General features: G+C 31.0%; 8 protein-coding genes. 6 read left to right on the forward strand and 2 right to left on the reverse strand.

Going from position 1 to position 14,996, the window contains the following annotated elements; translation table 11 throughout:
- Positions 1–10: 10 nt before the first annotated feature.
- The 5 genes from N456_RS19690 (at position 11) to N456_RS19705 (ending at position 4,873) form a co-directional block, all read left to right on the forward strand.
- Positions 11–2,431, forward strand: coding sequence for a TonB-dependent receptor (locus N456_RS19690; protein ID WP_062060960.1), 2,421 nt, complete (start codon positions 11–13; stop codon positions 2,429–2,431).
- Between the two features lie 193 nt (positions 2,432–2,624).
- Positions 2,625–3,053, forward strand: a complete 429-nt coding sequence (locus N456_RS19695; protein ID WP_062060963.1) for a hypothetical protein — start codon at positions 2,625–2,627, stop codon at positions 3,051–3,053.
- A 73-nt stretch (positions 3,054–3,126) separates the two neighbouring features.
- Positions 3,127–3,951: an OmpA/MotB family protein gene (locus N456_RS19700; RefSeq protein WP_158447938.1), complete on the forward strand. Its 825-nt coding sequence runs from the start codon at positions 3,127–3,129 to the stop codon at positions 3,949–3,951.
- 234 nt (positions 3,952–4,185) lie between these two features.
- On the forward strand, positions 4,186–4,329 hold the full coding sequence (locus N456_RS25275; RefSeq protein ID WP_338021438.1) for a MarR family transcriptional regulator: 144 nt from the start codon (positions 4,186–4,188) through the stop codon (positions 4,327–4,329).
- Positions 4,316–4,873, forward strand: coding sequence for a GNAT family N-acetyltransferase (locus N456_RS19705; RefSeq protein ID WP_062060969.1), 558 nt, complete (start codon positions 4,316–4,318; stop codon positions 4,871–4,873). The genes N456_RS25275 and N456_RS19705 overlap by 14 nt, the downstream gene beginning before the upstream one ends.
- 115 nt (positions 4,874–4,988) lie before the next feature.
- Here N456_RS19705 and N456_RS19710 read toward each other — a convergent pair whose 3' ends face one another.
- Positions 4,989–9,665, reverse strand: coding sequence for an Ig-like domain-containing protein (locus N456_RS19710; protein ID WP_082422602.1), 4,677 nt, complete (start codon positions 9,663–9,665; stop codon positions 4,989–4,991).
- A gap of 1,403 nt (positions 9,666–11,068) precedes the next feature.
- Between N456_RS19710 and N456_RS19715 the strand changes: the two genes are divergently transcribed.
- On the forward strand, positions 11,069–11,803 hold the full coding sequence (locus tag N456_RS19715) for a LytR/AlgR family response regulator transcription factor (RefSeq protein ID WP_158447939.1): 735 nt from the start codon (positions 11,069–11,071) through the stop codon (positions 11,801–11,803).
- A 238-nt stretch (positions 11,804–12,041) separates the two neighbouring features.
- Here N456_RS19715 and N456_RS19720 read toward each other — a convergent pair whose 3' ends face one another.
- A complete protein-coding gene (locus tag N456_RS19720) occupies positions 12,042–14,960 on the reverse strand; it encodes a glycosyl hydrolase family 18 protein (RefSeq protein ID WP_082422603.1) in 2,919 nt (972 codons plus the stop codon).
- Positions 14,961–14,996: the final 36 nt, after the last annotated feature.

Below are 14,996 nucleotides of genomic sequence, written 5' to 3' on the forward strand. Positions count from 1 at the left end.
CATAACTCTAATGAATACGTTTTTAATTACAATACTAATAACTATCACAAGTTTCTCTATATATGCGCAATCAACACTAAATGGAGTCGTAAAAAATAAACTCGGAGAAAGCATACATTATGCAACTGTGAGAATAGTAAACTCATCTATTGGTACAGCTACAGATAGTAAAGGGATTTTTGAATTAAAAATCCCCTCAGAAAACGCCATTATCGAAGTCTCTGCAATAGGATATGCTACTAAAGTACTATCAACAAGCACTCCACAGATTACCATTATATTGTCTAAAAGTACCGAGACATTAGATGAAATTATCGTTTCTGCTCAAAAACGAGAAGAATCCCTAATAAATACTCCAATTGCTGTTACTTCATTAAATGCTCAAAAGGTAAAAGACACAAGAACATGGGATCTATCTAGTCTTAGTGCTCTTGTTCCTAATTATTTATATCAAGAATTAGGAGTCGGATTTCAACAGATACAATCTATACGAGGTATACAGGTATTTAGTGAAAACCCTGCTGTAGCCACTTATATAGATGAGGTAAACAATCTGGATATATTAGCTAATGGTTTTATACTAACAGATATAGAACGTATCGAAGTCCTTAGAGGACCACAAGGAACGCTTTTTGGAAGAAATACTATTGGAGGAGTTGTTACTATCACTACCAAAAAACCTAAAAATATTACAACAGGTTTTGTAACTCTAGGATTAGGAAACTTAAACCTTAATAGACATAGTATAGGAATTAAAACACCTATTATAAAAAACAAATTGTTTTTAGGATTTAATGGGCTATTTCAGGATCGTGATGGATATTGGAGAAATGACACATCATTATCTATGACTCCTAATCTAGATGCTAACAATAAAACTGTTGGGGATAGTAAGAACCTATTCGGAAACTTTTACCTAAAATGGTTAACCTCTGATAGGTTTAGTGTTTTATTAAATCTAAAAGCTCAAAAAGACTGGTCTAATGCTTCTAGTTTTTTTGTATCGCAACCTGATGAAAAAACTGCTTTTAAAAATCCTGATAAAATATATTTAGGGAAATTAGCAAGTCATGAGCGAAATATAATGAATACTTCTATGGTTCTAAAATATAACGCACCTACCGTTATCATTAACGCTATAACTACTTATCAAAACATCGGGTTATCGTTTAGAGACATTGATTTTAATGATGGCACTTATTATCATTCTTTTGCAAAAACCGAGTTTGGTGAAAAACTACCAAAACAAGAAGTTTGGAGCCAGGAATTTAGAATTAATTCTATAAACTCCTCTTCTAAACTAAACTATACAGCAGGAATATATGGTTTTAATCAATTAGCCTATGAACCCTCTACCAATCTAGCTCTAGAACCTGTAACAAGTCAGTCCTCACTTCTTTTAGGACTACCTCCTAATACCAGTATTATCAATACCAACAAAGGAGAAAATTACGGAACAGCTGTTTTTGGAGAACTCAGTTATAAGATTACTGAGCAGTTAAAGGTAACTACTGGTATACGATATGATTATGAAAAACGTAAAAATACATTTAATGGATATGGTGATCTACTACTAAGCAATGGAGTTCTTATAGAAAACAACTCCTTACTTACCAAAAGTAATTCTTATGAAGCCTTGTCTCCTAAATTTGCTTTATCATACGCTATAACGGATCGTTCTAATATATATGCTAGTTACAATCGAGGGTTTAGAGCTGGAGGAATCAATGTTCTACGATTACCAGAAGGAATTAAACAGACCTTTGATCCAGAGTACTCTAATAATTTTGAACTAGGATATAAACTAAATACACTAAATAATACACTTCATCTTGGTATAGCAACATTTTATATAGATTGGACTGACCTCCAGTTTTTTAATCAAGTATCTATAGGTACTTTTTCTAGAGAAAATGTTGGAGATGCAAAATCAATGGGAGTAGAATTAGAAGCCTCTGCAATTCCTGTAAAAGGATTACAAATAGAAGCTAGCCTAGGACTAACCGATACCGAATATAAAGACTTTATACTAAACCGAGATAAAATGACATCTCTTGTTCCTGTTACAATAGAAGAAAATAAAATCAATATCAGCGGCAATAAACTATCCAACACCCCTAACCACACATTATTTTTTGGTGCACAATACACTAGTAGTATTTCTAAAAAAACAAAAGCTACATTACGAGGTGAAATCAAAAATATTGGAGCATACTATACTGATATACAAAACGATTTAAAACAACCTTCTTATACACTTATAAATGCTAAACTAGGGATTAGTTTTGGTAAATATGAACTATCTCTATGGGGGCAGAACCTAACAGATCAAACTTATCTATCCTTTGGTAGTTCTGACACTAGTTTTGGAAGAAATGTAAGAACAGCGGCCCCAGTAACATATGGAACAACACTTAACATCAGATTTTAATATAAAACACTATATATGATAAACTATATATTAATATCCGCAATCTTTATCTGTCTTTTTTGTATTATTAAACAAATGCAAATAATGAATAGAATAGGAGAATCCTATAAAAACAGTAAACTACAGCAAGAAAAAATAATATCTTTGAAATAAGGTAAAATCATTTTAATTGAACCACAAAAAAATAAAAATTATGAAACGATCATTTGTATACTCAATCATAGGATTACTACTATTCATATCCTGTAATCAACTTTCTAAAGAAGAACAAGAGTTTGATGCACTTATGCAAAAAGTAATCAATGTACATGATGAAGTGATGCCCAAAATGGGAGAAATGAGTACTCTTATTAAAGAATTGGAAAGTAAAATAGATACTACTACACAAGGAAAATCATATGCAAAAGCACAACAAGATATAAAAGATTCATATGATTTTATGATGACTTGGATGAGTGATTTTAGTGATCAATTTCCTCATGAAACAGAAAGCAGTAAAACAGATTCAAAAAAAATAGCTTCTCAGATGGAACTTCTTAAAAAAGAAGAAGTCAAAGTTATTGAATTAAAAAATCAGATCAATTCTAGTATTAAAAACGCTAAAGAATTACTAAAAAAGTAGTCTTACTAGCTTGTTTTGATATTTACAAAAATGTTATACTTTAGCAATTGCAACAAATCATATGGAAAAACCGATGAAAAAAAATATTTTATTTGCTTGTGTATTATTTATTTCAACTATATCTATACAAGCTCAGAAAAAAAAAGATCTTCTTAAAGAAATAGATGATCTAAGATTAGAATTAAAAACAGCTAAAACTGAGATACACAATTCTAGAAAAAAGGAAAAAGCTACGCTTACAAAAGTTGAAAGCATGGAAGCACAAATGAAGGATCTAAAAGAAACTAATGCTTCTCTTTTAACCAATATGAGTAGTTTTACTCAATTATCTAATCAAAAAGCTAAAAATCTAGAAACATCTCTTAAAAATCTTCAAGAAAAAGATAAGCAAATTAAAACCATTAATGATGCTATTACTAAAAGTGATTCTATCAAATTAGCATCCTTAACCATTTTTAAAAATGCTATAGGTGGTGAAGCTAATATTGCTGTAAAAAACGGAGCTGTACTCATTACAATACCTAATACTAAACTATTTGGTAGTAATGATAAAAACTATAAAATAGAAGAAAAAGCTAAAGGTGTTTTAGGAAAAATTGCAACAGCTCTTAATGCTAAACCTGGTTTAAAAATTAGTATTGAAGGTAATAGTAATGCATTGAATATTAAAGATAAAAGTATTGCAGATAATTGGGATCTTAGCTCTAAACAGGCTGCTGCTGTAGTGAGAATGCTACAAAATGATTTTAAAGTAGACCCGAAAAGAATGGAAGTTATAGGGAAAAGTGAATATGGCTCACAGAGTATAGAAACTGCTACTAGAATTATAATCGATCCTAAGTTTGATGAATTCTATAGTCTTGTAAAAGAGAATATGAAGAATAATTCTAAAGGATAAAACGTAAGTAACAATCCTTGTTATATATAAAAAAATCCGATCTAATGATCGGATTTTTTTTATGGCCTTAATTGTTATTTCTCAATAATCACACACATTTTCATTTTAAAACAATCTCCTGATTTTATTCATTTTAAACATTATTTTTTTAATCATGTAGGTATCATTGCTATTAGTACTCGATTAAGAATCCTTAGCGAACGAATGACCTAGGATGCTACAAAAATTTATGAAATGTATAATGTAAATTTAAAACCAAAATGGTTTTCAGTTTTTTATATGGTATCTCATAATGATAAAAAATCAATTACAGAAATTGCTAACGAGACTGGTCACTCTCATCCTTCTGTGAGTAAAATAGTTAGTGAAATGGATTGAAGAATTTGAATTTCTTTTAGATCAAAAATCAATATACCAGCGTGTAAAAGAGGTTAAAAAATATAGAGAAGCAGATGACATCACCATCGTTTCTTATGACCCAAAATATAAATCAGCTTTCAAAAAACTGAATGAAGAATGTATTACAACATTTTTTAAGATGGAAGAAGCTGATTATAAAGCTTTAGATACCCCTAAAAAGTATATATTAGACTCTGGCGGAGGAATATTAATCGCTTTATATAACAATGAACCTGTAGGTGTATATGCTTTAATAAAGATGAATAGTTGTATTTATGATTATGAGCTAGCAAAGATAGCTGTTTTCCTAAAAACCAAAGGAAAAGGTATTGGGTGGATATTAAGCACCTCAATACTTAAAAAAACGAAAGTATTAGGCGCACAAAAAATATATTTAGAAAGTAATACTATTTTAAAACCTGCTATTAATTTGTATCACAAACTAGGGTTTAAAAAAGTAGTAGGAAGTACAACGCCATACGAAAGATGTAATATACAGATGGAATTAGAATTAGAATTATAAGAATACTATAAAATTATCTGATTAGTTCTTATCAGATACTAAAAAAAGAAGGTCGTACAATAAATGTACGACCTTCATCAATTAAATATTAAGATCTTATTTAGGTTATTGCTTATTAACGCTTAATAAACTTACCTGTTGTCTTATTTTTATTTGCCGAAATAGTATAAAAATACATTCCAGACTCTAAATTTCCAATATCAAATCTCTTAGTATCTTCACCCGCATTAAGTCTATTGTTTTCAAAACTTAACACTTCTAATCCACTAGTATTAAATATCTGAAGGCTAAAAGTAGTTGTAGCTCTTCCTGATTTAGCAACTGCTGGATCCATAGTAATACTAATTGAATTACCAGAAACTGGGTTAGGGAACACTTTTCCTATATCACTAGATTTAGAAGCAAGACCATTTCTACTAGAAAGTCCATCTAAATATGCTCTATGACTTGAAGAAAAAGAAGAGTTATTATGTAAATCCCAGTTTATAGACCACGTCATCAATCCTCTAAAAGTAGGATATGTTGATGCAGTAGTATATTTTCTATTAGGATAAGAAGTTCCTTTAATCAAGTAATCTAATGCCTGTTGTACAACAGCTTCAGAAGTATAACCGCTTCCTGCCGCATTTGTAGTTGATGGCAATCCGATAGCAACCTGATCTGCTCTAAGACCTGAGAAAGTAAGTCCTGTTTGTGCAACAGGGAATCCTGTAATTAACATTTCTGCCATTGCTACATGAAAATCTGCTGTTGCTGGTTGGTATACTTTACCATCTCTTCCAGCCATAGATCCTGTATTATAATGCTGTACATGTATATAATTCATTTCACTTCGCAATGCATCAATTAAAGGTAAATATGCTCCATATACACCTGTATAATTACCATAACCACCTTGTACATAAGCAGTTTCTGGAGCCATACTTAATATAAACTTACTAGCTCCTATATTAGCTCTAATTTCTTTTGTAGCTTCAATAAGATACTTAATTTTTGGTGTAGTTGGATTTCTAAAGTCAGTATCTCCATTATTTAATGAAAGTGAACTTCCTTCTAAATCAATATCTAAACCATCAAAACCATAGGTATTGATAATATTAATCATAGAACTTACGAACTCATTCTTCTCAACTTCATTATTTAATTCTACTCTAGCATTAGCTCCTCCTATAGAAATTAATACTTTCTTACCGCGGCTTCTTACTGTTGCAACATCATTAATAAAGGCCTGAGTATCGCCATTATAAATTTCGAATGGACTAAACTGCATATCTGCAGTACTACCAGACTTAGGCTCTGCAAAAGCAACACAAACTACATCCCAATCAGTAGATACTTCACTTAATCTTGGAGTAGTAGATCCGTTATCAAAATTATGCCAGTATCCTACTAATATTTTACTTGGTAAATCACTAGGAGTCACTATCACTTTTTCTCTAATATCAACTGCTTCTGATGTACCTTTTTTACCATCAGTATCCGTAGCTGTAGCAGTTAATGAATAACTTGTAGATTGTGCATTAGTAATTGTATATGAATATGGACTTGTAGTATCTTCTCCTAATTTAGTAGTTCCATTATAAAACTCTACTTTAGAAACAACTCCTTTAGCAGTAACATTAGCATTTACAACAATTGCACTTCCTTTTTCGTATGTTGATCCATTTACTGGAGAAGTTATTGTAACTACAGGTGCATCTCCTGCTCCACATTTACCAGTTTTAGTCCAAGCATCTTGCCAATGTAATCCAGTACCAGGTGCATATGCCCATGCAGATGCAGAAGAACACCATCCAGGAATATTACACTTAAATTTATATCCGTCATTTTGTACTTCTTCATCTTGTCCATAAGAAGTTCCTGCGCTATATTGTGATAATCCTGCGCAATCACTTCCATTGCCTCCGCCATCTTTTACTTTTACAATAATAGAAACTACAGCAGAAGTAGCTGTTTTGTTACCATCATCAGTTGCTTTAGCCGTTATAGAATAGTTACCTATAGCAGCATTTTCCCATACATACTCATATGGAGCCGTAGCATCTTCTCCTAATTTAGTCGTTCCATTATAAAATTCTACTTTAGAAACTGTACCATCTTTATCTGATGCATCTGCTGCTATAGTAACTGACGCTCCAGCCTCGTAAGTAGCTCCATTTTTAGGAAGAGTTAGACTAATAACTGGAGCAACATTTCCTGTATCATCTCCACAAGGACCTATTTTTTCCCATACTCCACCTTTTTCTGGATTCTGGTTTTGTGTCCACCACTTAGCTCTATAATGTACATTGTTATATTTCACATCTTTTCCTCCAGTATATACTGCTGTAGCTGACCATTCTGGATAAGCATCACATTTATTACCAACTACCTTAGTAACTACTATAGAAATTTCAGAAGATGTTGTCATCCCTCCTTTATCATCTGTTGCTTTAGCTGTTAATGTATATGTACCTGCTGCAACATCTGCCCATACATACTCATATGGAGCTGTAGTATCTTCTCCTAATTTAGTAGTTCCATTATAAAACTCTACTGTAGTAACTGTACCATCTTTATCTGATGCTTCAGCAGTTATAGAAACTGATGCTCCAGCTTTATAAGTAGCTCCATCTACAGGAGATGTAATACTAACTCTAGGAAGAACATTAACATCGTTTCCAACTGTTATAGAAACTTCAGTAGATGTTGTCATTCCATCTTTATCATCTGTGGCCTTAGCTGTTAATACATATGTCCCCGCAGCAACATTTGCCCATGAATATTCATATGGAGCAGTAGTATCTTCTCCTAGTTTAGTCGTTCCATTATAAAACTCTACTTTAGCAACTGTACCATCTTCATCAGACGCATTTGCAGTTATAGCAACTGATGCTCCTGTTTCAAAAGTAGCTCCATCTACAGGAGATGTAATACTAACTTTAGGTAATATGTTATCATTTTTATTAACTGTTATAGAAACAGCAGGGGAAGATCTTTTTGTTCCTCCTTTATTATCTGTCGCTTTAGCAGTTAGTTTATAAGTCCCTGCTTCAACACCTGCCCATACATACTCATATGGAGCTGTAGTGTCTTCTCCTAATTTAGTAGTTCCGTTATAAAACTCTACTTTAGTAATTGTACCATCTTCATCTGATGCAACTGCAGTAATCGTAACTGATGCTCCAGCCTCATAAGTAGCACCTTCTACAGGAGATGTAATACTAACTTTAGGTAATATGTTTCTAGGAGTTCCATCAGCAAATACCTCATTAATCTTATTAACTAAAGGAGATTTTACATCAGACCATCTTTTTAATTTTCTACCAAAAGATGTTACAGAACCTCCAAATTCTAAATCTCCATAAGCTGTCCAAATTATCGCTCCACCAAGATCATTGTCTTTAATAAATTGTGCTTTAATCCCTATAGATTCTTCATCATCATAGCTTAAGAAATATTTTCCTTTTACTAAATAAGGAACTTTAGCTTCATCATCCCATTTTCTAGTCCATCCACTATTTGGTGATAATGCTTTTTGTTTAATAAAGAAATAATTTGGTGTTCCGTCATATACTTCTTTTGGCCAGTTATCGTAATCCGCTGCAGTTTGTATAGGACCGTCAGGTTCTACTGTTTCTGCTCGTTTTACTGTTTCTCCATTAAGATCCGCTTCTCCTTTTGTTATTACCCCTCTTCCATAGAAAGGTGCTCCAAAACATATTTTATTTTTTGGAACCCCTAATTCTATAAGCTTGTCTAGGGTAGATTGCCAATTAAAGAAAGGTACTTCTGCTCCTGTGTGCGTATATAGAGGTGCATTATGATTTGCTTTATTTGACCAACCTCCATTAAAATCATAGGTCATCATATTAAAATAGTCCATATTACTAACTAAGTTTGACCAATTGAATCCTCCTAATTTTCTTGGATCTGCAGACATAGCTGCTGTAATTAATTTATCAGAACCTATTTCATTTCTTAGTTCTTTTATTAAATTTTCAAAGTTTCCAAAATCAGCTTCTGTTCCTGTAAAATTCATCCCTGAATAAGGTCCCGGGTACTCCCAGTCAAAATCAATACCATCAAAACCAATCGCTATCAATCTTTTACAATCAGCTATAAACTTTGCTCTTTTTACTGGATCAGCTGCCATTTCAGGAAAATGTTTGCACATACTCCATCCACCAAGTGACGCCATTAATTTCACTCCTTTTTGACGAGCCAATTCTATTATCCCAGGAGCTCCTCCTTCTTTTTTAAGAGGTAATGGTAAGCCACCACTTAACCCCCATACAGGATGTTCCCAAGTAGTACCTTCGAAATCTACAACAAAACCTTGAGCTTCCGCACGTTTTTTAATATCTTCATTGATATAATTAACATACTCTAACTCTCCGAATAAAAGGTGTAAATCCCAACTACTATACAAATCTGTATAAAACAAATCTGCTGGTTCTTGAGTTACCCCTTCTTGATGAATTTTTTTATTTCTATGGTCACCACTGTGTAATGATCCATCTCTAGCTACCCCAAAAAAGGAATAATTTAGGATCGTATACTTAGAATAATCAATATTTAAATGAGTTAAAGCTCCTGCACTAGGCACTCCTGCCTTACTATTTTTCCATGCATCCCAATTGGATACATATCCAATAATTTGCTTCTGATGATCCGAAGTTCTTGCTTTACCTCCCGTGTCTACTTGTGCAAAACTTATGCTAGACAAGCATAATAAGATTAAAAGCAAAGGTATTTTCAGTTGTGATTTTTGAAAACACCAGACTTTAAAAGTTTGTGTTGATTTTTTCATAATTTTCTAATTAAGTTAAGGTTTGTGTTATTTTATAAACGAAAACGTTATAGTTTAAAGTGAAATTAGAAAAAACATAAAAGCTCATGAAACTAATTAGCTGAATGGTTTAAAAACATAGACTTTCAGTTAAAAAAAAGTAATAAAATGCATTTATTAGTAATCTATATTCCCTATATAAATAGTAGATAATTGATTTTTAATGAAAAAATACCCCTATTTTAATCAACAATAAAAGAAGATATTGCTTACTTTTTATAATAAAAAACTATATAATTCACTAAAAAAACACTCTTACAACTTCTATGAAAGAAGCCTACATATTCTAAAATTAATTTTAAAACATGATACATCTAGTTTAAAGTCATTAGTTAACATCATACTATAATCTATACTTTTTTAATAGTATATCTCTTCTTGATTTTGCAAAAAGAACATCTCTTTAATAATCAGTGTCAATCCAAAATCATAGCCTTTTATAATTTATTTCCTGTTATAAAAAAATCGATAGTATTGCTTTTTTTGTATAAAACATAAATCTAAAACCCACAACTTTTGTACAAACAAAACTCTGTATAGTAATTATGTATGCTATAGTCGCATTTAGTTCTTTCATTATATTCATCGTACAGTATAATTTTGTTTTTAACTCTCTTACATTTAGCCACAAGTCCTAATTACCTGATTATAATACTCATAACAAATTGTAGATTAAAAATGAATTTACTTATCTTCATTCTCTAATAGTAAATATAGGATTGACTTAAGTAGTTGAATTTATAACTATTAATTATTTTATAATAGAGAACCCATAATAAACAAGGAATGATTTAATAAAAATCAGAGGTGAGATCATATACTATGATCATTTTTTTGAGGTCTAAAATGTTCATGTTTCTTTTTTTGTTATATCAGATCTAATGATCCTAATCATCTTATTTCTTATATAAAATGTTTAAGTATTTATAAAAATAGAATTGTCTGATTTCTTATATTATGTGTTCATTAATACAATTTGCTTTTTTTTGACTAAAGATTTAGTCAATCAATTTAGAAAGTCATAAAAACCAATTAAAACATTTGATTTTTGATATAATAGCAAAGTACTTTTGTTTCGTTTTTCTGAGCTAAAAATTTTCCTTAATAATTTTAAATAAAGAATAAAAGACCATAAATAGAAGTTTTTTTCTTATTTTTAAGAATAGATTTTTTACACAAACACAACTATTTACACATAAAAAGTTTGCTTTTCCTCCAAAAAAGCTTTAAAACAAGTTTTAATTTTATTAGTAAACAATAAAATACAATTAATCTAGTTTGGGTTACTAATTTGTAAATATTAACCTACTTATAACTGATATGGAATGTTCCCAAAGCAATCCGTATTGTTTTATCAATTTGCTATGAAAATAAAATGTTTATTACTTGACGATGATTCTTTGTCATTATATATTTTGAAAAAACACTTAGAGTCTTTTGAAAATTATGAAGTTGTTTCCACTTGTCATACTCCTAGTGAGGCTTTTGATATGCTGAGTAAACATTCAATTGATTTAATTTTTGTAGACATACATATGCCTCAAATCAATGGTTTAGAATTTATTAAAAAACTAAAAAAACCTCCAATACTTATTATAGTTACTTCTGATCCTGATTTTGCTGTACAAGGGTTTGAACTTGGAGTAATAGATTATTTAATAAAACCTATACATCTAGGGCGATTGGCTAAATCTCTAAATAAGGTATCACGAATGTTACAAAACAATGAAACATTAAAAGAATACCTTAATCAACAATCCGAAGATCACATTTTCATAAAAGTTGATAAAAAAATGATCAAAATACCTATTGATGAAATACTTTATATCGAAAGCTTGAAAGATTACGTAAGTATAAAAACAGTATCTAAGAATTATGTTACACATTACAATTTAGCTGCAATTACAAGACTACTTCCTGAATATCTTTTTATGAGAATTCATCGATCATATACTATAGCTATTAATAAAGTTAAAGCTATAAGCAAGAATTGTATCGAGATTGATAATAAATCAATTCCTATAGGTAGAAATTATATAAAAACTGTTAAAGGAAAAATTATCAATGGAGGAGTTGTCAATTACTTAATAAAGGATTAAAAAACATAAATTATATGATACTTATTCTATTTTTTACGAAGTGATTATATAAAATGTAATATATAATTTCAACAGATAAACTAAATAAATTTTAGATTTGACATCAATAAAAAAAGATCTGAGTCTCCTCAGATCTTTTTTTTGGTATAAATATTACTTATTCTAATAATAATTGAATTATTAATACCCCTAATCTTCTGCTAATATTCTACAGAAGATTAAGAGTTATTAATTTTTATTATTGTTTAATAATCTTTTCTGTATATACGTTTCCGTCTACACTGATTTTATAAATATACAGTCCGTTATCTAGACCCGATATATCTTGTAAATAAGTATTTACTCCTTCTTTTAATTGCTCATTAATAGATAATGTTCTTATATGCTTACCAGAAAAATCATAAAGATCAACACGAACTTCTGATGATTTCTGAGCAGTAACTTGTAATTGAACTTCATTATTTCTTTTAGCAATTACTAAATCTGAACTAGCACTTCTATTAGATGAATTGTTATTTGAACAATCTGAAACAAAGCTCCATACATCACTAGCATCCGGAATATTATTTTTAGTCCACCACTGAGCCTTATATGTTTTTTGTTCGTAATACACCTGATCTCCGCTATTATATGCTATTGCTGAAGCCCACTGAGATAATCCGCAAAACTCATCATCTCCATTAGAATCACCACCACATTTAGAAACAAACTCCCATACAGAACTACTACCTGGAGTTTCATTTTGTGACCACCATTTATTTTTGTACACATTACCTTCATAACTAACTTCTTCTCCTCCAGCAGCATAAACTTTACCAGGTTCCCATGCTGGAACAGTACAATCACCTATTATTATGTCTTTTTTCTTTATTTCAAAAACAACTGAAGTTTCCGTTTTTAATTCTTTATTATCCATAGCAGTAATTGCAAATGTTACTTCTCCAAATCCATTAGGAGTCCAAGAAGCTGTATACTGATCTCCATTACGAGATGCTGAAACTGCTACATTATTGACCATAAATTTTACAGAACTAACTTCAACATCATCTGTAACAGTTGCTTTTAATACAATTGAAGAAAGTTCAGTTTGCTTAATAATCGAAGTATTTTTAGGCTCAACCGAAGTTATTACTGGAGGTGTATTAGCTCCTATCACCTTTTCTTTTACAGTAAATGTAACTGATTTCTTTGTAATTGCATTTTTATCATCTGCTGCTGAAGCCACTATTGTATACTCTCCAAAAGCATCAGGGGTAAAACTTGCTGTATACATATCACCATCATTCGTAGTATTGATAGTTAAACCATTATGCTCAAGAGTTAAAGATTGAACACTACCATCCTCATCTGTAGCATTAACTTTTAATGTTATTGCTGATAATTCTTTTTGCTCTATAATTTGATTATCTGTTGGAGTATTCCAAACTACTACAGGAGATATATTATCAACAATTACTTTCTTTTTTACTGTAAAGGTAATTCTCTTTTTTGTAGTCGAATTCTTATCATCTGTCGCTGAAGCTACTATTGTATATTCTCCAAAAGCATCAGGAGTAAAACTTGCTGTATAGATATCTCCATTTCTAGTAGCATTGATAACTACGCCGTTATGCTTATAAACAAAAGATTGAACAGTACCATCGCTATCTGTAGCTTTAACGTTTAAAGTTATCGCTGATAATTCTTTTTGTTCTATAACTTGATTATCTGACGGAGTATTCCAAACTACTACAGGAGAGCTATTTATATCAATATTACCATTAATTGCTTTAAGTATACTAGATGATGAATTGTAATCTACATCTTGAGTAAGTTCCCAAACAATTAATCCTTGGTGACCATATTGTTTTGAATATTTAGCTTTCTCTGCAGCCATTTTTGGAGTATTATAATATATTTTTTTTCCATTTTCTCCGATATATCCTCCAAGACCATTAGGATCTTTAGGGTTATAAGATGTTGCTGCATTCGGAAACTCCTTTACGATATCTTTATAAGGTACAAATTTTGCTCCATTACCTCCATCAGGTTTTTTTTCAGAAAAATCATAACCATAAACTGGTAATCCAAAAGCTAATTTTGATTTTGGCACATTAAATCCACCTGAGTGATTCCATGCTGGTGGTGCAAATCCCATCCAATACTCTAATGCATCTTCTGCTGAATAAATAGGGTTATCTGCTGTTTGTTTTGGATAAGTTCCTGGTTTTACTTTATAAAGAGAAGAGTGAGGTCCTTCTGGTGATTTATCCCAAGATCCTGTAAAATCATAAGACATTAAACCTATCCAATCCATATATTTTGCTATACCATCATCGTAGTTATTACCATACCAAGAAGTACCAAAAACAGCTGCTGTAATCAACTTATTTGGCATTTTTGCTCTTAAACTTTTACTTAATTTTGTCAATCCAATACCTGCAGGGTGAGCTCCTCTATCTTTATCTCCCCATTTACTACCACGTATTCTACCACCTTGATCTTTTGTTCCACTAATTGCTTTATCAGCCCACCAACATTCCATATCTAAATCAATACCATCTATATCATTCTGCTTAACATAATTAGCAATTAAAGTTGCTATTTCATCAATCTTAGCATCATTATTATAATATTTTGTCATCAACCATAAAAAAGCATAATCTGTAGCTCCACCAAGTGCAACTGATACTTTTACTCCTTTAGCTTTTGATTTCTGTAGTACCCCTAAATCATTAAGTACAGAGTCAACTTTTCTTTCTTGAAATTCATCAAAAGATATAGAAGCAAAATCAGCACTATTATAGTTATTATTATTTTGCTTAAACATCAAAAATGAAATATTCAAATTTGTAACAACTTCTGGGTTAAATTTGTTTTCGATATCATATCCAGCAACCCAAGTAGGCAAATAACCTATAATTCTTTGTTTACCAGCATAATCTGGTCCTAACCCACCATCTCCACATGGTCCAACAAGCTGCCAAGACCCTGCTCCTGGAGCATCGTTAGTGTAATACTTACACTTATAATTTAGCCCCTCATAAGAAACTTCTTGTCCTTGCTTATAAGGATTATTACTTGCACTCCATTCTGGAGAACATTCAGGAAAATTGTATTGCGCTTGCATTAGCATAGCACAAAGGAACAAGCCGAAAAATGTATAAATTTTTTTCATGATTACTTAAATTAATTTGAGTTTGTATATATAATA

It is taken from the genome of Aquimarina longa SW024 (assembly GCF_001401755.1).
In the GTDB taxonomy this organism is placed as follows: domain Bacteria; phylum Bacteroidota; class Bacteroidia; order Flavobacteriales; family Flavobacteriaceae; genus Aquimarina; species Aquimarina longa.